General features: G+C 59.6%; 22 protein-coding genes. 1 reads left to right on the top strand and 21 read right to left on the bottom strand.

The genetic code is table 11. The features are described from left to right. Positions 1-16: 16 nt before the first annotated feature. The 12 genes from CIC07_RS11015 to CIC07_RS10960 form a co-directional block, all read right to left on the bottom strand. Complete coding sequence (locus CIC07_RS11015) at positions 17-856, bottom strand: hypothetical protein (protein WP_076356334.1); 840 nt, start codon at positions 854-856, stop codon at positions 17-19. A 144-nt stretch (positions 857-1,000) separates the two neighbouring features. Further along, entirely contained in the window at positions 1,001-1,384 is a 384-nt protein-coding gene (gene panD / locus CIC07_RS11010; protein ID WP_076356336.1) for an aspartate 1-decarboxylase, read from the bottom strand. Between the two features lie 16 nt (positions 1,385-1,400). Beyond that, positions 1,401-2,294, bottom strand: coding sequence for a pantoate--beta-alanine ligase (gene panC / locus CIC07_RS11005; protein ID WP_076356338.1), 894 nt, complete (start codon positions 2,292-2,294; stop codon positions 1,401-1,403). Next, entirely contained in the window at positions 2,291-3,145 is an 855-nt protein-coding gene (gene panB / locus CIC07_RS11000; RefSeq protein ID WP_048749013.1) for a 3-methyl-2-oxobutanoate hydroxymethyltransferase, read from the bottom strand. The genes panC and panB overlap by 4 nt, the downstream gene beginning before the upstream one ends. Before the next feature lie 335 nt (positions 3,146-3,480). Then, entirely contained in the window at positions 3,481-4,461 is a 981-nt protein-coding gene (locus CIC07_RS10995) for a biotin--[acetyl-CoA-carboxylase] ligase (protein ID WP_076356340.1), read from the bottom strand. Next, complete coding sequence (locus CIC07_RS10990; RefSeq protein WP_076357072.1) at positions 4,458-5,786, bottom strand: CCA tRNA nucleotidyltransferase; 1,329 nt, start codon at positions 5,784-5,786, stop codon at positions 4,458-4,460. Before CIC07_RS10990 ends, CIC07_RS10995 begins: the two co-directional genes overlap by 4 nt. A gap of 14 nt (positions 5,787-5,800) precedes the next feature. Next, positions 5,801-6,964, bottom strand: a complete 1,164-nt coding sequence (bshA, locus tag CIC07_RS10985) for an N-acetyl-alpha-D-glucosaminyl L-malate synthase BshA (protein WP_076356342.1) — start codon at positions 6,962-6,964, stop codon at positions 5,801-5,803. Positions 6,965-7,028: 64 nt separating this feature from the next. After that, entirely contained in the window at positions 7,029-7,739 is a 711-nt protein-coding gene (gene bshB1, locus CIC07_RS10980) for a bacillithiol biosynthesis deacetylase BshB1 (protein ID WP_076356344.1), read from the bottom strand. A gap of 4 nt (positions 7,740-7,743) precedes the next feature. Next, positions 7,744-8,157, bottom strand: coding sequence for a methylglyoxal synthase (locus tag CIC07_RS10975; RefSeq protein ID WP_076356345.1), 414 nt, complete (start codon positions 8,155-8,157; stop codon positions 7,744-7,746). Between the two features lie 42 nt (positions 8,158-8,199). After that, positions 8,200-9,006, bottom strand: coding sequence for a 4-hydroxy-tetrahydrodipicolinate reductase (gene dapB / locus CIC07_RS10970; protein WP_076356346.1), 807 nt, complete (start codon positions 9,004-9,006; stop codon positions 8,200-8,202). Positions 9,007-9,052: 46 nt separating this feature from the next. Continuing rightward, positions 9,053-9,571 (bottom strand): tetratricopeptide repeat protein, encoded by a 519-nt coding sequence (locus tag CIC07_RS10965; RefSeq protein WP_076356347.1) that lies wholly within the window; start codon positions 9,569-9,571, stop codon positions 9,053-9,055. 50 nt (positions 9,572-9,621) lie between these two features. Next, a complete protein-coding gene (locus CIC07_RS10960; RefSeq protein WP_076356349.1) occupies positions 9,622-9,960 on the bottom strand; it encodes a nucleotide pyrophosphohydrolase in 339 nt (112 codons plus the stop codon). A gap of 138 nt (positions 9,961-10,098) precedes the next feature. Here CIC07_RS10960 and CIC07_RS10955 point away from each other — a divergent pair, with 138 nt between their 5' ends. Beyond that, on the top strand, positions 10,099-10,980 hold the full coding sequence (locus CIC07_RS10955) for a YitT family protein (protein WP_076356351.1): 882 nt from the start codon (positions 10,099-10,101) through the stop codon (positions 10,978-10,980). A 25-nt stretch (positions 10,981-11,005) separates the two neighbouring features. Here CIC07_RS10955 and CIC07_RS10950 read toward each other — a convergent pair whose 3' ends face one another. The 9 genes from CIC07_RS10950 to CIC07_RS10910 form a co-directional block, all read right to left on the bottom strand. Beyond that, a complete protein-coding gene (locus CIC07_RS10950; RefSeq protein ID WP_076356352.1) occupies positions 11,006-11,929 on the bottom strand; it encodes a sporulation protein YpjB in 924 nt (307 codons plus the stop codon). Positions 11,930-12,107: 178 nt separating this feature from the next. Continuing rightward, positions 12,108-12,749, bottom strand: coding sequence for a DUF1405 domain-containing protein (locus CIC07_RS10945; protein ID WP_076356353.1), 642 nt, complete (start codon positions 12,747-12,749; stop codon positions 12,108-12,110). Between the two features lie 103 nt (positions 12,750-12,852). Further along, positions 12,853-13,731, bottom strand: coding sequence for a menaquinol-cytochrome c reductase cytochrome b/c subunit (locus tag CIC07_RS10940; protein WP_076356355.1), 879 nt, complete (start codon positions 13,729-13,731; stop codon positions 12,853-12,855). A gap of 19 nt (positions 13,732-13,750) precedes the next feature. Continuing rightward, positions 13,751-14,422, bottom strand: a complete 672-nt coding sequence (gene qcrB, locus CIC07_RS10935) for a menaquinol-cytochrome c reductase cytochrome b subunit (protein WP_048746929.1) — start codon at positions 14,420-14,422, stop codon at positions 13,751-13,753. Between the two features lie 15 nt (positions 14,423-14,437). Further along, entirely contained in the window at positions 14,438-14,971 is a 534-nt protein-coding gene (locus CIC07_RS10930; protein WP_021877927.1) for a ubiquinol-cytochrome c reductase iron-sulfur subunit, read from the bottom strand. 270 nt (positions 14,972-15,241) lie between these two features. Further along, a complete protein-coding gene (locus CIC07_RS10925; RefSeq protein WP_076356357.1) occupies positions 15,242-15,646 on the bottom strand; it encodes a DUF2487 family protein in 405 nt (134 codons plus the stop codon). Between the two features lie 207 nt (positions 15,647-15,853). Then, a complete protein-coding gene (locus CIC07_RS10920; protein WP_021877924.1) occupies positions 15,854-16,039 on the bottom strand; it encodes an IDEAL domain-containing protein in 186 nt (61 codons plus the stop codon). A 216-nt stretch (positions 16,040-16,255) separates the two neighbouring features. Next, a complete protein-coding gene (locus CIC07_RS10915; RefSeq protein WP_076356359.1) occupies positions 16,256-17,476 on the bottom strand; it encodes a hypothetical protein in 1,221 nt (406 codons plus the stop codon). Positions 17,477-17,597: 121 nt separating this feature from the next. Continuing rightward, on the bottom strand, positions 17,598-18,182 hold the full coding sequence (locus tag CIC07_RS10910) for a histidine phosphatase family protein (protein WP_327205374.1): 585 nt from the start codon (positions 18,180-18,182) through the stop codon (positions 17,598-17,600). Between the last annotated feature and the right edge of the window lie 54 nt (positions 18,183-18,236).

Genomic DNA, 18,236 nt, shown 5'->3' with positions numbered 1-18,236 from the left:
GAAGCAAAACTTCCTCTCACAGGCAAGTCAGCTCCGCACTCCCGAAATAAAGGGATAAAGGCCCGGGAGTCTGCCGGCATGACTTGAGATTGGTTATTGGATCCTCAAAGGCCGGATCGATTTTGTGCGCCTGCCGGAACAGCATCTCCGCATGGTCCATGTTGAGGCGCACCGCCTGAATGCAGCCGAGCGCATTGAAACCGATCGCCTGCCAGCGGGGATGGTCCGTGAGGCTGACCAGCAGCTTGAAATGAAGCTCGGCATCGCTCCATTGCTGCAGATGCATCAGCGTCATGGCCAAGTACATGCGGGCCAGATCGCATTCCGGGGAGCATTCCACCGCTTCCTGGAAATGCCTGGCCGCCTGCGGAAACATGAAGAGCTTGAAGTAGCCTTGGCCCTTGGCGATCCTCTCCACATTGTCTCCGGACACATCCATGGCGAACGATCCTTGCTGGGGCTTGGCCGCCAAGTCCGCACCGCTGCCGATCGCCGGACCGCAGGGAACTTCCTTCATGGCCGCGGTGACCATGCCGGCGCCTGCGAACCGGCTGTCGGAAGCTCCGACAGCGGCGGCGGAAGCGGACTGCGCGCCTCCAGCACCCGTGTTTCCAGGCAAAGGCGAGGATGAACCGGCCGTTATGCCTGCGGATGCCGCCGCTGCCGGGAACTCCTCGCGGAAATCCGCCATCTTCTCTTCCAGGCGAAGCCATTCTTCAATGAACTGGTCGCTGATTCCTCGCAGCTGGGCCAGCTGCTCCAGCATCTCTTTGCGTTCTTCGGAGCTGCAATGCGGGTAACGCAGCATGATGTCGTCCAGCAGATCGTTCATAACGGCAAACAGCTGTTGAAACATCCCGGACACCCGCCTTCCACAGGGAATAAAGGCTATTCAAATGACAGCAATGACCGGTCAAGCTCTCTCCGGTACCCTCATTCTGTGTTTTGGCGCCCTTTTGTATACCCTGCGGAACAGTTCCCTTAGACGTAAGGATAAGGATTAAATGATGACGGCGTGAACTTCTTCATCCATAACCTGGACCGGCTGGTTGTGGTCGTCCAGAATGACTACCTTCGGCTTGTAGGCGCGGGCTTCCTCTTCGGACATGGCCGCATAGGAAATGATGATGACCTTGTCGCCCGGCTGCACGAGGCGGGCCGCCGCTCCGTTGAGGCAGATGACGCCCGAATGCCGCGGACCTGGAATGATATACGTCTCCAGCCTGGCCCCGTTGTTGTTGTTGACGATCTGGACTTTCTCGTTCGCCCAGAGATCCGCCTTTTCCATCAGAGCTTCATCTATAGTGATGCTTCCTACATAGTTCAGGTTCGCTTCCGTCACCGTCGCGCGGTGCAGCTTGGATTTCATCATTGTCCGGAACATAAGTCCTGACCTCCTGTCAGTGGAGTATAGCGTTGTCGATCAGTCTCGTCGAGCCGAACTTCACCGCAAGCGCGAGCAGCATCGGCTGTCCGAAGTCGCTCAGCTTGCGGCCGGGAAGCAGCGCCTCCAATGAAGGATAGCTTCTCAGCTCCGCATAGTCAATGGCGGCAAGCGGCGCTTCGGCGATAGCCGACCTCACCCGCGCTTCCAGACCGCCGGCCGTCATGCCGGGCTCCTCGGCCCAGATGGCAGCGGCGCGCAGCGTCCGGGAAAGGACGAGCGCCTGTTCGCGCTGCTCCGGCGTCAGATAGACATTGCGCGAGCTCAGCGCCAATCCGTCCTGCTCCCTGACCGTCGGGCAGGGCACGATCTCGACGTCGATGTTGAGATCGTCGACCATCTGCTGCACGACCGCCACCTGCTGGGCGTCCTTCAACCCGAAGTAGGCTTTCTGAGGTTTCACCAGATGGAGCAGCTTGCTTACGACCGTGCCGACCCCGTCGAAATGGCCGGGACGGGAAGCGCCGCAAAGAGCTTCGGTCACCTCGGAGACCAGCACTCTCGTCAGCGGCTTGCGCGGATACATCTCCTCTACGCTCGGCATGAAGACGATATCGGCGCCTTGCTGGCGCGCGAGGAGCAGATCGCGTTCCTCGTCGCGCGGATAGCGGTCGAGATCCTCGTTCGGTCCGAACTGCAGCGGATTGACGAAGATGCTCAGGACGGTCAGGCCGTTTTCCGCCGCGGAGCGGCGGATCAGGCTGCCGTGTCCGTCATGGAGATAGCCCATCGTCGGCACAAGGCCGGTCTGGAGCTGCGGCAAGGCCGCCCTTCGGGCGGACAGCTCCTCCCGGAGGGAAGAAATGGTCCTCAGCACGAGAGGACCTGTTTTCACAGCCGTTGCGCTCATTTCCGCTCGCCTCCGTACAGAGCGCCGACCGGCGCGGCCGCGGCGGCTCCGAAAGTGTGCTCGGCCGCAGGGAAGCTGCGGCCCTTGACTTCGCTGACATACTGGCCGAGCGCCTCGCGGATTGTCGATCCGACATCGGCGTAGGTTTTCACGAATTTCTTCGCGCGGTATGGAGATGCGTACTGGATCAGGTCGTGGTAGACGAGCACTTGCCCGTCGCAGCCGGGACCGGCTCCGATTCCGATCGTCGGAATCGTGAGCTTGCCGGAGATGGCCGTCGCGATCGGTTCCGTGACGAGCTCAAGGACGACCGCATAAGCGCCTGCCTGCTGCAGGGCGAGCGCGTCGGCTTCGAGGCGGGCCGCCTCGGCCTCCAGCTTGCCTTGGATCTTGTATCCGCCCAGCTGGTGCACGGACTGGGGCGTCAGGCCGATATGCCCGATGACGGGAATGCCGGCCTGCACGCAAGCGGCGACATGCTCGGCGATCTCCTCGCCGCCCTCGATCTTGACGGAATGGGCATGGCCTTCCTGCATGAGCCGGCCCGCCCCCCGGAGAGTCTCCTCCCGGCTGATGCGCGCCGTCATGAACGGCATGTCGACGATGCGGAACGTGTTCTGCGCTCCGCGCGCGACCGACCGCGCGTGATATATCATATCGTCCAGCGTCACCGGTACGGTCGTGTCATACCCGAGCACGACATTTCCGAGCGAATCGCCGACGAGAATGGTGTCGATTCCCGCTTCTTCTGCCAGTCTGGCCGACGGGTAATCGTATGCCGTCACCATCGTGATCGGCTCTCCCTCTGCCTTCATTTTTTGCAGTTTCGTAATCGTTAGCGCTTGTTTCATTTCGCGTTGTTCCCCTTTCGGTACCCATCCAGGTTAGTGTGAACACAAAAAAACCTTTTAGCCGCCGCTAAAAGATCCAGCCCGAAAAAGGATGTCAAAAACGCCTGCGGGCTTTCCTCTTGTCTCGGTCCTGAAGCGGCTCAGAGCAAAAGTCAACGCACTGCTGGTCATGCAACATTCCTTCTGTGAAACGGCAGATGTACCGACCTTCTGCCCGGCTGTGCCAGTGCGGTTCGGATCTTGTCGATACCGCCCGGTCACCACCAGTATAACAGATCCATCCATCTCCGTAAACGAAGCCAAAAGCCGGCCCCTTGCAGGACCGGCTTGAACGATCAGGATGGCACGGGCTCGCCCATCTCGGCCGAGAACAACGCCCTGATCGTGCCGTCCTCGAGCTCGACCTGCAGCGCTCCGCTCTCATGGAGACCGGAAGGCGTTCCCCGGATCTCTCCTTGAGGCGTGGAGATGACGGTCTTGCGATGAAGCGACACCGACAAGGCTTCCCACAGAAGCTTGACCGGAGCGAATCCTTCCGCCAGATAAACCTCGTACAGCGACTCCCATTCGTTCAGGAAGGCGGCGGCGATCATCGCCCGGTCGAATGTACGGCCTGCCGCGATGCGCAGCGATGCCGCACGCTCCAGCAGCTCATTCGGATAGTCGCCTTCGGCCAGGTTGACGCTGATGCCGACGCCGGCCACGATATGGCGGATCCGCTCGTCCTCGGCTGCCGATTCCAGCAGGATGCCGCTCAGCTTTTTGCCTTCATGCAGCAGATCGTTGGGCCATTTGATGCCGATATCCAGCCCCGTCTGCAGCCTGAGAGCCCGGCACAGGGCGACCGCCGTCAGCAGGGTCAGCTGCGGCGCGCTGCTGACCGGAAGCGGCGGACGAAGCACCAGGCTCATCCAGAGCCCCTTGCCGTATGGCGACACCCAGCCCCGGCCCATCCGGCCGCGGCCGCTCAGCTGCTGCTCCGCCAGCACGAGCGTCCCTTCCTCTGTTCCTTGTTCAGCGAGCTTGGCTGCGATGTTCTGGGTTGAATCCACCTTGTCCATCAGCAGCAGCCTGCGGCCGAATTCCCGGGTCTGCAGATGGGCGGCTATCCGCTCCTCCGTCAACAGGTCCGGCTTCGATATCAGCCTGTATCCCCGCTTGCGGGAAGCCTCGAAGACAAAGCCCGCCTCCTCCAGCTTGCGGATCTGCTTCCAGACGGCCGTCCGGCTCACCTCAAGCTCCCTGCTGACCGCTTCCCCCGAAAGGAATTCGCCGCCGCTCTCCTCGAATAATCGAAGCAGTTTTTCCGTATTCATGACGGCGCGCCTCCTTGCTTCTGTTCATGCAGCTCTGCCGCCCGGTCCAGCAAAGGCTTCTGTTCGTTCGGCACCGCACCTCCGGCAGCCTCAAGGGCCAGCCGCTCCAGCAGCCTGCCCATCCAAGGTCCCGGCCGCGTCCCGATCACCTGCTGGATGTCCTTGCCGTCCACCGCCAAGCCGCCGATGCCGCGCACCGGCATCCGCTCCATCCAGACCCGGATCTCCGCGGCGGCAGATTCGCAGCCGGTAGGCAGCGCTTCGAAATCAAGTCCAAGTCCTGCGGAAGCCGCCGCCTCCATCAGGCGAAGCCAGCTCTCGGCCGCCTCCGCTCCGATGCCGAGCACAGCGGCATGCCATTCCGCAGCGGCGGGCTTGTCACCCGAGCCGGCCATCCGGCGATGGATCGAAAGCACGGATTCCAGCTTCTCCTTGCGGGCACGCGAATACCGCAGCCGCCGGAACCACTCCCCGGCCAAGTCCTTGTCCATCCCGAGAACGATGAACAGCCCTTGCCAGCGCTGCTCCCCGTCCGCGAGCTTGTCCAGGGCGGCAAGCCTGCCGAGCAGGCTGTCGGCCGCCTCTTTTTGTCCGTGCTTCGGCTTAACATGCTGATGGGCCGGACCGGGGAGCGGCAGAGGCTCCTTCAAGCATTCCAGGAGTCCGCTAGCATATAGCCAGGAAGCGCCGGATCGGATGCTCCCCTTCTCGGCGATGCGGTCAAGCTCCAGGCCGATTCTTTCCATCGCGACATGCTTCAGGCTGCCTCGATGGCCGAGCAATGCCCGCCAGGTCGAGTGGGACAGCCGGAAGCCGTAGACCGCCGCGAACCGTACCGCCCGCAGCATCCGCAGCGCGTCCTCGCCGAAGCGGGCTTCGGGATTCCCTACCGCGCGGATAAGACCGCGCCTGAGATCCGCCATGCCGCCGTACGGATCTTCCAGAGTTCCGTCGTGATGCAGAGCCATCGCATTGATCGTGAAGTCGCGCCTCTGCAGGTCGCCTGCAAGCTCCCGGATGAACGATACCTCGGACGGACGCCGGTGGTCGGCGTACTCCCCCTCCGTGCGGAAGGTCGTCACCTCGTACAGCTCTCCCCCATGCCGCACGGTCACGGTTCCATGCTGAAGGCCGGTCGGAATGCTGTTCGGGTACAGCTCCATCACTTCCTCCGGAGAAGCGGAGCTCGCGATGTCGACATCCTTGAGCGGCAGCCCAAGCAGCATGTCGCGGACGCAGCCGCCCACGAATACGGCGGTGTGGCCGGCCTCCTGCAGCCTCAGGAGCACAGGAGCCGCATGCCGCATCTCTGCAGGAAGAGGCATGATGGTCTCCCCTTTCATCCCTCGCAAGCCGGAACGGGAAGCTCCGCCTCCATGCCGAGCACCCGGTAGTAGATCTTCTCGTATTCGCGCGTGATCCTCTCGTTGCAGAATTCGCCGTAAGCGCGCCGGATGCACGCGCTGCGGAATTGATCGTACATGGACGGGTTCGTCAGCAGCCTCGCGGCATTGCGCGCCATATCGGCCGTATCGCCGATCGGCGACAGGAAGCCGGTCTCTCCATGCGAGACGAGCTCGGGAATGCCTCCTGCCGTGGACCCGATCGTCGGAACTCCGCAGCCCATCGCTTCAAGCGCAACAAGGCCGAAGCTTTCCTTCTCGGAGGGAAGCAGCATGAGATCCGCCAGGGAAATGACTTCGGCCACATCCTCCTGCTTGCCGAGAAAATGCACCCTGTCCTCCATGCCCATCTCGCGGATCTGGCACTGGATGCGCGACAGCTCGGGCCCTTCTCCAACGAGCAGCAGCTTGGAAGGGACATGCTCCGATACCCGGCGGAAGATGTCGATGACATCGCCGACCCGCTTGACCGGACGGAAGTTGGAGATATGCATCAGGATTTTCTCGTCCGGCGCGGCGTAATCGCCTCTCCGGCTGGATGTATCCCGGGGATAATAGACTCTTTTGTCCACAAAGTTGTAGGTCAGGTCGATCGGAGTCGTGATGTCCAGAAGCTCCCTCGTCTCGCGGATCAGATCCTGGGAGACGGCCGTCACCGCGTCGCTCTCGTGAATGGCGAGACGGATCAGGTCCTTCAGCGACTCATCCTGCGCCAGCACCGTAATGTCGGTGCCATGGAGCGTCGTCACCGTTTTCAGGCCTTTGCCATGGATCTGCTTGGCCAGAAACGCGCATACGGCATGAGGAATCGCATAGTGGACATGCAGGATGTCGAGCTTCTGCATCTCCGCGACCTGAGCCATCTTGCTGGCCAGGCTGAGATCGTAGGGAGGATAGCGGAAGACGTAATAATTGTTGACTTCGACCTCGTGGAAGAAAATATTTTTGTGGAACTGGCCCAGCCGGAAAGGAATGCTGTGCGTGATGAAATGGATTTCATGTCCGTTCTCGGCCAGCAGCTTGCCGAGCTCCGTCGCGACTACGCCCGATCCGCCTAGGGTCGGGTAGCAGGTAATCCCGATTTTCAGTTTTCTGGTCATGTGGGTTCCTCCCGCTCGTGGCGCTCTGCTTCCATATGTATTCCCCCAACCGGGGCTTTAGGCATCAGCCGATAAAATGCGACACCGGATGCGGCTTCTTGAGCGCGAAGCCTTCCGCATGCGAGCAGCCCGCCGCTTGTCCGGTCAGGTAGTCGCGATATTCGACCCGCTTGACATAACCTTGGGTCAGCGGCGTGTCGACCCTGCCGTCGCCTGCGGCTGCCGGGGCGAACTGCGATTGGTACGCCGAGAGCGCTTCGAGCTTGCGGCCGATGAAGCTGCTGATGTCCACGGTCAAGGCGATGTCGCGCTGGTCATTGATATAATAAAACACAAGCTGCTCCACGTTGACCGGCTCCAGGTCCGAATCCGGCAAATATCGTCTCAGCTTGGCGTTGAATACCGCTTCTTCGACCATGGCGCTGGCCGCGTTGTGATCCGGATGGCGGTCCTGCCAATAGGGAGCGAACACGATTCTAGGCTTGCGCAGCCTGATTTCCTTGGTGATGGCGGCCAGCTGGGATGTCTCCCCCGTCAGGCCGCGGTCGGGAAGCCCCAGACAGCTGCGGACGGTCAGACCGAGTATTCTGGCGGCAGCCTCGGCTTCCTGCTTGCGCAGCCCGACGGTTCCGTTGGAGCTCATCTCCGATTCCGTCAAATCGCAGATTCCGACCGTCATTCCGGCATCGGTATGCTTCAGGATCGTGCCGCCCATGCCGATCTCGGCATCGTCCGCATGGGCGCCGAAGACGAGGATGTCTGTCTGCTGTCTCATCCTCTTACTCCGGCTTGTACTTGTGGACCAGCTCGCGCCAAGCGAAGTCCCCTCGCTGCATCGCCTTAACGAGCAGCTCCGCGGTCGCGATATTGGTCGCTACCGGTATGCCTTGGACATCGCAGAGGCGCAGCAGGGCGATGATATCAGGCTCATGCGGCTGTGCCATGAGCGGATCCCGCAGGAAAATGATGAGGTCGAGCTCGTCCTGGGCGACGAGCGCTCCGATCTGCTGGTCTCCGCCGAGCGGACCCGACATATAGCGGTGGATGTTGAGGGAGGTCTTCTCCATGATGCGCGAGCCCGTCGTGCCTGTCGAATACAGCTTGTTGCCGATGAACGCTTCCTCGTAAGCGGTGACGAAGTTGACCATCTCGTCTTTTTTGCGGTCATGCGCGATAAATGCAATGCTAAGCATCGCTCTCACTCCTTCATGTTCGATGCGTTTGTTCTGTCGCAGTCACGGTTCCATGATATGTTCGAATCCGTAGATAAGGCCTTCATAGGTCATCACTTTCTTGATCGCATGGGCGACGCCAGGCATATAGCCGGCTCTGTCATAGGAATCGTGGCGGATCTTGAGCGTCTGCCCGAACGCTCCGAAGACGACCTCCTGCTGGGCGAACACGCCGGGCAGCCTCACGCTGTGGATTCTGAAGCCGTCGTAGTAGCCGCCGCGGGCGCCCTCGATCGTCTCTTCCTCGCGGGGATTGCCCTGCTTCAGCTCGCGCCGCGCCTCGGAGATAAGCTCGGCCGTCTTGATCGAAGTGCCGGAGGGGGCGTCGAGCTTCTGGTCCCCGTGGTATTCGATGATTTCAAGATGGGGAAAATGTTTGGAGGCTTCCGCGGCGAATTTCATCATCAGGATCGCCCCGACGGAGAAATTCGGAGCGATCAGCCCGCCGATTCCCTGCTGCTTGCACAGCTCGTCCAGCTCGTCGATCTGCTGCGGAGTAAAGCCTGTCACGCCGGCGACGGGCCGGATTCCGCGCGTCACGGCTTCCAGCGTGTTGGAATAAGCGGACTGCGGCACGGTGAAATCGACGAGAACGTCGATTTCTCCGCTGTCCAGCATCGCCTCCAGCGATGGAGACACCGTCACGCCGCATGGCTCGAGACCGACAAGACGGCCCGCGTCGACAGCGCCGGCCGACGGGGACATGGCTCCCGTCAGCTGGAAGCTTTCATCCTGCAGGGCCAGCTTGACGACTTCTCGGCCCATTCTTCCGGAAGCGCCGGCTACCGCCACTTTGATAGGAGTATTCATGATATCGATCACCTCGAGTTAAATAGTCGGCTTGCTCCATACCGCTTCAGCGCGGCTTGTTCGTCGGCTTGATCGCCCGGTTCAGCTTGCGCAGCAGGATTCGGGCTTCCTCGGAGGAAGGATCCAGCCTGCATGCTTCCATCACGCAATCTTTTGCATCCTGGAGCCGGTTGAGCACGTAATAGCACTGTCCCGCCGCGAGGCTGGCCTCGGCGTTGAGCGGATCCAGCAGCCGGGCCTCCTGGGCGAACAGAAGAGCCTCGGAGGCATGGGCAGCGCCGGCAGCCAGCAGCAGCTTGGCATCCGAGACGAGCCTGCGGGAGTCCACGACATCCAAGTGGAACCGGTACTCCGCATGAGCAGGGTCCAGCTCGCTGGCAAGCTTGGCATGATGAAGGGCCAGCTCCCATCTGCCGCTGCGCGTGCAGGAGACGGAGCATTTATAATGAAAAGACGCATTGTCAGGCTCCAGGTCGATTGCTTGCCGGAACCATCCGATCGCGCCGTCGAAGTCGCCGCCGAGTATGGATTCGTATGCTTTCCTGATGCAGCTTTCCCCGTCCATCCGCCCACCTTCCTTCTCAGAGGATGATGGTACAGCATATGCCTGGGGCTTTATTGCGGTTCGCCGTTTTTGCGGGTCCAGCGGTCCGCGTCCCTCGTATTGAACTTGTGCATGACGGAATCATGCGCCTTCGTCAGATCGATGTTCAGCGAATTGGCGAAGCAATTCAGGATGAAGAGGATGTCCCCCAGCTCCATCTCGACGGAATTGTCCGCCTCGTCCGGCTTCTTGGGCTTCTCTCCGTACGTATGGTTGATTTCCCTCGCCAGCTCGCCGCATTCCTCCGTGAGTCTGGCCATGAGGGACAAGGGGCTGAAGTAGCCTTCCTTGAATTGGCTTATGTAATCGTCGACTTCCCGCTGGATGGCGGCAAGAGATTTTTCGCTCATGGACAAGTTCCCTTCTTTGCAAGGTATCTTTACCTATGTTATCCTAAAGCAGTTTTGAACACAATATTTAAGCCCCTGCCTACTAACGGCCCTCGCCCACGGCAGGCAAGCCAAGCGATCGTCAAGGAGAAACCGTCTATGTCCAAATTATCCAGGATTCAATGGAACTACATTTATCGCACCATCTTCCCGATCATGCTGGGAACCGCCATTTACGCCTTTGGACTGCAATACTTCGTCCTCCCGAACCAGCTCATGGAAGGCGGCGTCACCGGCATCGGCATCCTTCTCAACTATGCGCTCGGATGGAAGCTGTCCATCACGACGCTTGTCCTGAACATTCCGCTGTTCCTGGTCGGTCTCCGCATTCTCGGCAAGCTGTCCATGGTCATGACGATCATCGGAACCGTCAGCCTATCCGTATTTCTGGCTATCTTCGAAAAGGCGATTTCGGCCGGATGGATGGCGCCTTTCTACGCCGAGCATGATTTCATCCTGGCTGCCCTGTATGCCGGCGTCACGCTCGGCATGGGCCTTGGCATCGTCTTCCGCTTCGGCGGCACGACAGGCGGCGTCGATATCGCCGCGCGCATCCTCACCCGCTCCAAAGGATGGAGCATGGGCCAGATCATCCTGGCGTCGGACGCCATCATCATCGGCCTGTCGCTCATCTACATTCCGAAGGAGAAGGTGCTCTACACGCTCGTCGCCGTGTTCATCGCCTCCAAGCTGATCGACTTCATTCAGGAAGGCGCTTATGCGGCCAAGGCGTTCTCCATCATCAGCGAGCACGGCGAGGCGATCGCCGACAGGATCACCGTGGAGATGGAGCGCGGCGTCACGCTTATCCCCGCCGTCGGCGCCTATTCCAAAACGGACAAGCAAGTCGTTTACTGCGTCGTGTCGCGCCAGGAAATCCGCACTCTTCGCATGATCGTCCGAAGCATCGACCCTCGGGCATTCATCGTGATCAACGACGTCCACGACGTGCTTGGAGAAGGATTCAAAGAAGAAGCCTGACCGGTTGCCGGCCAGGCTTCTTCTTTTATTTGCGGGCGACCCCGTTATGGCTTGGCGGCTCTCCCTTGGCCGGATGGACACGGACTCCATGCTGGCCGCCGCGGTAATTGCTCCAGCCGGCATAACCCAGCACGGCGGCAATGAGCGGCACGAGCGTATACAGCATCCAGCCTCCCGGCATGATCGGGCTCGCCGGCGGCGCGACGGCAGGCTCCGCCACATTCCTGCCTTCCGGCCCTTCGGCGCGGAAGAGCGTGTCCGCCGTCTCCGAAACGGAACGGAACGATTGGATGATCCAAGCGGACTGAGGGTCGCCGCTCGCCTTCAGAAGCTTCCCGCTGTAGGCCACAGCCTCCCTCATCGCCTCGGCCTGAAGCGGATCGCGGCTCAGCAGCGCGGCCGGCTCGATGACTTCCCAGTGCCGCTCGAGAGTGGCAAGCCTAGCCGCCGCCGCAGACTTGGCCAAGCTGCCGCTGGTCGTCCAAGCGATCGCGACCTGCCGGGCATCCTCCTTGAGCAGAGGCTCGTACTGCAGCCACAACGCCTCGCGGCCTCCCGCCAAGCTGTCCGCCGCCAGCCTCAGCCTCGACGCAGCCTCCAGCAGCCTGTCCGGTTCCGTCCCTGCGGACAGAGCCGCCTTGGCATCGGACAGGCTTTTGTCGACCGCCGCCCAGCCGGCGCTATATCCATGCGAGCGCAAGCCGCGGTCGCCGGCCAGCTTCGCAAGTTTGACGAGCTCGTAATAGGAGCCGCTGCGGTCCCCGTTCACGACGGCCGTGTACAGGTTGTTCGCGGTGCTCCGGAACCGTTGCGCGGGCTCGGCCGCCGAGCCGATCTCCGAATTGCCGATGTATGCGCTGCCCGATGCGAACACCGCACCATGCAGCAGCAGCAGGGCAGCCGCCCCCGCCAGTAATCCGATCCACACTCCAGTCCATTTGCCGGACATGCCTATCCCTCCTGTCTATCCTACTACTATGCTTGCGGATAGGGAGATATGTACGGCTTGTACGCTTGAAGGGGATTCTCGGCAATCGGAGCGGCTGCCTTCTGCGCTTGAGTCCAATCATCATTCGGCGCGGCCGCCTTTTGCGCTTGAGTCCAATCGTCACCCATGGGTTTGGAAGTCAGCGCCCTTGCCTCCTGCGCCCGATCGTTTGCGCCAGCCAGACGGCCAGCAGGCTGAATATCGACAGTCCGATCGTGAATGTACGCACTGCGGGCACATCGTTTTCAAGCGTGCTTGGCAGATAGGGGTAGATGCCGTAGTGATAATCGCAATAGTCGTTGAGCAGCAGCCAGCCGGCCGCCGCCAGCGCGGCGATCTTGCCCACAGCCATGAAACGGACATAGAGAAGGGCTTCCAGCGCCATGCCCAGATGGGAAGCCATCAGCATGAAATGCGCAGGCTCCAGCATGTCTCCCCGGGCCGCGCCGGCGAGAATCATCGTGGTCGCCCAGATGCCGTATTTCACCGATGTGACGGTTCCAAGACCTTCGATCAAGACACGCACCGTCTTGCCGAGACGTCCCTGATCTACAGGCGGAAAGAGCAGATATAGCAGGCTCAGGGTGAAGAAAAGGCTGGCCGTGGGGCTGTCCGGAACGAAAACAAGCTGCCAGAGCGGATTGCCGGCGTCGACGGTCGCTTCCAGCTGTCCTTTGTACCAATAATATCCGTACACGGTGCCGAGCGCATTGACGACGAGCAGCAGCCACAGAAACCGGCGATTCAGCAAAGCATAGCGGCTGAACAAATTCGAAAACAAGACGATGAGCCTCCTTGGTTAGCGTGCATGTCGCCCTTTTATTCCTAACAAGCGTCGGTTGACGAAAAAGCCTGATCGTCCGGGAACGATCAGGCTGGTTGTCTTATTGAGCCGCTTTTTGCTTGGCGAGCCAAGTGGTGAGCGTATCGATCTCTTCCGCGGAAAGAGTGTCCTTGAAGGCCGGCATGCCGCCCTTGCCGTTGGTGACGATATCCGTCAGCTGCGCTTTGTCGAGCAGATCGCCGACGCCGTGCAGGGATGGAATCTTCGCTCCGGCTTGGCCTTTGAGGTCCGTGCCGTGGCAAGTCATGCATTTGGCCTTTTCCATGATCGTCTTCACACCGGCGTTGTCGGCATCGACGAGAGCGACGTCCTCCTTCGGCTTTGTTGCCGAAGGCGGTTCCTCGCCGGAAGCGGCCGCTTCGCGGGCTTTTTCCTCGCGCTCGATATGCTCCGGCACCGTATTGGTGATCTCGAGCTCATGCTGATAGTGGTCCCAGCTGACCTTGGTCAGATAGTAGCACGACACCAGCGACAAGAGCATGAGAGCCGTTGCGATCGGACGGCGGTAGAAGCGGCGCTCCTTGCCCGTATCCAGGAACGGGGCGAGCAGCAGCGAGCCGAAAGCGACGCCCGGTACGCCCATAACGCCGAGCGGAACGTACGAACCGGATACCCAAGGGTACTTCAGCAGCTGGTACAGGAACAGGAAGTACCAGTCCGGCATCGGAATGAACGCCGAGTTGGTCGGATCCGCCGGATATCCGAGCGGTGGCGGCTCTGCGATCGTAAGAACGAGGAATCCGACGAGCACGACGCAGCCGACCATCCATTCCTTCAGCAGGAAGTTCGGGATGAAGGCTTCCGAACGTCCCGGGAAGGAAGTGTAGTCCGGCGGGATGCTGTTGACGGTTTCGCGCTTGCGAACACGGGAGTCGCCGACATAAACGACTTTTTCGTTTGAATTGTTGCCGTGCGCCATGTGAGTCCCTCCTCTACCGTTATAGAGGACCCGCGATGCCTTGCTTGCGGATCATCAAGAAGTGCGCAGCCAGCAGAGCCAGCAGGGCGCCTGGAAGGAAGAACACGTGAATCGCGAAGAACCTGGTCAGCGTAGTCGCTCCGACGATGTCTCCTCCCTGCAGGAAGACTTTGATGTACTCCCCGATATAAGGCACCGAATCGGCGATCTGAATGCCGACCTTGGTTGCGAAGTACGCTTTGTTATCCCAAGGAAGCAGGTAACCGGTGAAGCCGAGTCCAAGCATGATGAAGAAGATCAGCATGCCGACGACCCAGTTCATCTCGCGCGGAGCCTTGTAGGATCCGGTGAAGAAGACGCGAAGCGTATGTAGGAACATCATGACAATAACGAGGCTGGCTCCCCAGTGATGCATGCCGCGTACGATCGAGCCGAACGGCACCTTGTGCTGAAGATAATCCACGCTCGCGTAAGCGTTGATAATATCCGGAACGTAGTACATGGTGAGGAACATGCCGGACAGTATCTGGATAACGGTAATGAAGAACGTCAATCCTCCGAAACAATAGACGAAGGCTGAAAAGTGATGCGCGGGATTGACATGTTCCGGCACCTCATGGTCCGCAACATCCCTCCACAGGGGCGTCACGTCAAGACGTTCGTCGATCCAGTTGTATACGCTTTTAAACATCTGAATTAACGCCTCCTAAACCCTTGTGTTCGGAACGATATCGCCCAGGTAAACAAAGCCGTTCTCGATCTTGATCTGATACTCGTCAAGAGGAGCCGGCGCTACAGACAGGTTTTTGCCGTCTACGGTGTAGTGGGCGCCGTGGCATGGGCACACATATTCGTTGTTTTTCTCGGTGTTCCAGCCGATCGTGCAGCCCAAGTGCTTGCAGATCGGAGAAAGCGCGAAAATCTTGCCGTTGTCGTCCTTCATGATCCACGCGGCCTGCTCGGGATCGCTTACATACCACCCGTCGACCTGATGGATTTTGAACTTGAACTCCGTCGGCTCGCCGACCTTCACTTTGCTCTCTTCCACGACCTTGACGAAGCTGCCTGCGGAGCGTTTCTCCAGCAGCGGATCAACGGCGAACCGGATCATGGGCAGGACGGCGCCGCCGGCCATGAATGCGCTGGCTCCTCCGAGGGTGTAAGCCAAAAACTGCCTTCTCGACATTTCCTTGCGCTTCACGGGAGCGTGTGCGGATTCTTGATTTTCGTGAGTACTCATCTGTTCAACCCCCTTTGCAACCATATCGGATGCCTTGTCCGCCAGACATTCCGTGTCGAACCAAGCAATTCCTATCATACTTTAGACGTTTGGGAGCGTCAAGAATTTGGAAGTTCATTGTTCAAAAATCGCTCCCATGTTTGTTGCTAATTTGTCACATTTGAGGGCGATCGCACGGGGCGAGTTTACAATCATTCCCTGACAAATGGTTTCCCCTTCGCGAAAAGAAATTATGCATCCGTTTCGTCGAGTAAGCTTCATTCCATTCGTTTAGGCTTTCCACAACTCCCGGATCCGCAAGGAGATGTCGGAAGGCCCAGGCAGCGCGCCGCTGTCGTCCGGGCCGAGCGCGAGGTCCGCCTCCTCCAGCCGCGACAGGTCGACGGCGGCAGATGCGGCGATGACGTAGCGGAAGCCTCCGCTTTTGACTTTTCTGCACAGCTCGTCCAGCTCGGACAGGTCATCGCTAAGGCGGTACTGCACGGCCGGATAAGAAATGATTCTGCCCTTGAACGGAATTTCCGCCGCGTCAAGCAGATCGCGCAGCTTCTCGAGCGCCTCAGCCGCCTGCCAAGGAGATTCCGTGCCGGAAAGACCGGTGACCGGAAGCAGGCAGGTGTCCATGTACGGCTGCAGCTCGGGCCAGCGCTGACGTTCGATTTCGCTGAATTTCATGCTGTTCCACTTCCTTCGTTATTTTCGCCTCCCTTATGTTACCTTGAAGGGACGTTTTTGCCAACATCCTCAGCGCTCCGCTCCGGATATCCGCTCCTCGGCCGCAGCTGCCTGCGTGTCTGCGGCCTTTCCGCCGCGGCAAAAAACGACAGCCTCCGGCCAGCCGCCGAAGCGGCCGGACCGAAGGCCGACGTGAAGCGGGACTGCTCAGCGGCGGAGAGCGTTCCACTCCTCGGACAGCTTCTGGAAGCGATCCCGGTCTCCGGTTTCGAGCGCATCGTTTATGGCTGCATAGATTTTGGCTCTGCGAAATTTAAGCAAGGCTTCATCCAGGATCATTTCAGCTGTCAGACCCAGCATGACTTCATAGTTCGCTTTCAATTTGTCCATCATAGGATACACCTCCGTATCGAATCATCCGTGCACCTATACAAGCTCTCTCCCAGATCTTCTTGATGCCCGTTGCTAGTTTCCTTTCAGGTAGAGCGTACAGATGTTGAGACTGCCCGCTGCCATTCTTCCTGCTATCATTCTATTCCGCCGGACTTCGGCGGGAAGATTACAGAAGCCCGGCCCCAATCAAATGTGCGGCAGCCCGAGCGCGACTTGCTAGAGTACGGCACCGCCGCCCGCTTCCACATGCAGCACGTCCTGATGCTCCACATGGACGCCTGCCACGACCGCGCTACCCAGCTTGGTCATCTTCACGACGGTGCCCAGCTTCTCGTCTTCCCCGATCCGCAACATGCCCAGATGCAGAAGCATCATGAGAATCCGCTTGTCCATCACGGCATCGGCCGTATCGTAGTAATAAGGCTTGATGAAGGGAAGCAGGACGGCGCGGAGCGAATCCGCCGTCACCCAGCGGTCCGCCAGATCGTCGATCCAATGGGCGAGGGACAGAAGATTCGGCACTGCTCCCTTATACAGCCGGAGCCAGAAGCGGTAGAGCTGCTCGGCAGCCGCCGCGCGCCTGTCCAACAGCGCCTCGGCTCCCCTCTCCGACAAGACGAGCACGTCCTCTTCTTCCACGATCCACTTATTATAGAAGCAATAATCATAGACCAGCGAGAATCGTTCGGGATATTCGCGGAACCGGCGCCCGTAACCGAAGCGGAATGCCGCCTTGGCCGGGGGCTCTTCCTGCACGCCGAAGCTCTCCATGATCTGCATGACTGTCCTTCTGTGCATATATCCGTCTCTCGTCAGCGGCACTTCGTGATGGCGGACATAGGAGAGCAAGGCATGCACGTCCTCGCCGAGCAGCTCCTGCTCATCCCTATAGACGGAAGGCTCTCCCGCATAGATGAGGCTCTCGCGGAAGCGGCGTCTCAGCGTATCTCGGAATTTCACCTTCAGATCTTTCGGGATTTGGAACAAATACCGCTCCGGGCCGCTTATTCCGTTGAACAGCCAGCCTTGCTGCTTGAAGCGGGAGATGATTTCCCTGGGCCCCGATTCAGGCACGGACTGAGCCTTGCCCTTGCGGCGGTTTTTCGGAACGCTGTCCGCAAGCGGACGCTTCGTTTCCGCGATCCGCCCCCCGACAGACGCCTCATCGTCCTGAAGCTTGCTCGACTGCACCCGTGCGATCAACTCTTCCAGGCTGAACAATTCCCTTTTGTCGAATAGCAGAGAGTTGATGAAACGCAAATCTTCCAAACGCATGCTGCCCACCTGAGCCTCGAATACTTCCCTTGATCCCACCTTGGAGAGGATCGACTGAATCAGCTCGTTTTTGGAATGTCCGTTGCACTCGCATTGGTATACGTCCGCTATCCGACTGAGCTGGGCGATATCGGCGTAACCCAGCATATCCGCGAAGTTCATTCTCTCTTCCCTCCTGCCATTTGCTAGTACCATTATGGGAAGATCCTCGGAGTTTAAGACATGGCGGGAACGAAAAAAAACCTTCGCCGGAAGGCGAAGGTGACATGAAACCGGACTCGGCTCAGTTCTCGAGATGGAGGGTGCAATTATGAAGCAGCGGCGTCCACTTGCTGCCGTCGAACTCAAGAATGGAATAGGACATGTTGTTGAGATAGGTTTGGCTGAGTCCGTCGCAGAGAACTTCCAGCAGCTGGGCGAGGTAGCTTCCGTGCGTGACGACGAGCAGCCTGGAATCAGGGTACTGCTCCTCCATGCGGGCGACGAACGCTTGACCACGCTCCTGCACGCGTTCATCCGACTCGATGCCCGCATCGGGATGGGTCCGCCACATCGCTCCCCAACGCTCTATCCTTTCCGCTTCCTTGGTTCCCTCCACAAGACCGAAGCTGCGCTCCGACAGAAGCGGTTCCGGATCGAGCAGCGGAATGGCCAGCTTCTCGGCGATAACTCGTCCGGTTTCCCGCGCACGCGCCAAAGGACTGGTCACGACTCCATCCCATTTGTCGCCGTCCCTGAGCAGCCTGTCCGCAAGCCTTCCGGCCTGATCCCGCCCTTCTCCGTTTAGCGGAATGTCCGTGATGCCTTGAATTCGTCCCTCTGCATTCCAATCCGTCTTCCCGTGACGGATCAGCCCTAGCTTCATCATCTTGTCCATTCTCTCCTTCGTTCTGAACCTAAAAATCCGGCCGCAAATGCAGCC

It is taken from the genome of Paenibacillus sp. RUD330 (genome assembly GCF_002243345.2).
In the GTDB taxonomy this organism is placed as follows: domain Bacteria; phylum Bacillota; class Bacilli; order Paenibacillales; family Paenibacillaceae; genus Paenibacillus_O.
The sequence above is the reverse complement of the archived record's forward strand: the minus strand, read 5'-3'. Positions and strand labels throughout refer to the sequence as shown.

Bases quoted from the DNA above. Each gene is read 5' to 3' on its own strand.
- dapB (WP_076356346.1), bottom strand. From the start codon at position 9,006: ATGAATACTCCTATCAAAGTGGCGGTAGCCGGCGCTTCCGGAAGAATG.
- panC (WP_076356338.1), bottom strand. From the start codon at position 2,294: ATGAGCGCAACGGCTGTGAAAACAGGTCCTCTCGTGCTGAGGACCATT.
- CIC07_RS10990 (WP_076357072.1), bottom strand. From the start codon at position 5,786: ATGCCTCTTCCTGCAGAGATGCGGCATGCGGCTCCTGTGCTCCTGAGG.
- CIC07_RS10975 (WP_076356345.1), bottom strand. From the start codon at position 8,157: ATGCTTAGCATTGCATTTATCGCGCATGACCGCAAAAAAGACGAGATG.
- CIC07_RS10930 (WP_021877927.1), bottom strand. From the start codon at position 14,971: ATGAGTACTCACGAAAATCAAGAATCCGCACACGCTCCCGTGAAGCGC.
- CIC07_RS10915 (WP_076356359.1), bottom strand. From the start codon at position 17,476: ATGAACTTCGCGGATATGCTGGGTTACGCCGATATCGCCCAGCTCAGT.
- CIC07_RS10925 (WP_076356357.1), bottom strand. From the start codon at position 15,646: ATGAAATTCAGCGAAATCGAACGTCAGCGCTGGCCCGAGCTGCAGCCG.
- CIC07_RS11015 (WP_076356334.1), bottom strand. From the start codon at position 856: ATGTTTCAACAGCTGTTTGCCGTTATGAACGATCTGCTGGACGACATC.
- panD (WP_076356336.1), bottom strand. From the start codon at position 1,384: ATGTTCCGGACAATGATGAAATCCAAGCTGCACCGCGCGACGGTGACG.
- bshA (WP_076356342.1), bottom strand. From the start codon at position 6,964: ATGACCAGAAAACTGAAAATCGGGATTACCTGCTACCCGACCCTAGGC.
- CIC07_RS10960 (WP_076356349.1), bottom strand. From the start codon at position 9,960: ATGAGCGAAAAATCTCTTGCCGCCATCCAGCGGGAAGTCGACGATTAC.
- CIC07_RS10955 (WP_076356351.1), top strand. From the start codon at position 10,099: ATGTCCAAATTATCCAGGATTCAATGGAACTACATTTATCGCACCATC.
- CIC07_RS10940 (WP_076356355.1), bottom strand. From the start codon at position 13,731: ATGGCGCACGGCAACAATTCAAACGAAAAAGTCGTTTATGTCGGCGAC.
- panB (WP_048749013.1), bottom strand. From the start codon at position 3,145: ATGAAACAAGCGCTAACGATTACGAAACTGCAAAAAATGAAGGCAGAG.
- bshB1 (WP_076356344.1), bottom strand. From the start codon at position 7,739: ATGAGACAGCAGACAGACATCCTCGTCTTCGGCGCCCATGCGGACGAT.
- CIC07_RS10965 (WP_076356347.1), bottom strand. From the start codon at position 9,571: ATGGACGGGGAAAGCTGCATCAGGAAAGCATACGAATCCATACTCGGC.
- qcrB (WP_048746929.1), bottom strand. From the start codon at position 14,422: ATGTTTAAAAGCGTATACAACTGGATCGACGAACGTCTTGACGTGACG.
- CIC07_RS10910 (WP_327205374.1), bottom strand. From the start codon at position 18,182: ATGATGAAGCTAGGGCTGATCCGTCACGGGAAGACGGATTGGAATGCA.
- CIC07_RS10995 (WP_076356340.1), bottom strand. From the start codon at position 4,461: ATGAATACGGAAAAACTGCTTCGATTATTCGAGGAGAGCGGCGGCGAA.
- CIC07_RS10920 (WP_021877924.1), bottom strand. From the start codon at position 16,039: ATGATGGACAAATTGAAAGCGAACTATGAAGTCATGCTGGGTCTGACA.
- CIC07_RS10950 (WP_076356352.1), bottom strand. From the start codon at position 11,929: ATGTCCGGCAAATGGACTGGAGTGTGGATCGGATTACTGGCGGGGGCG.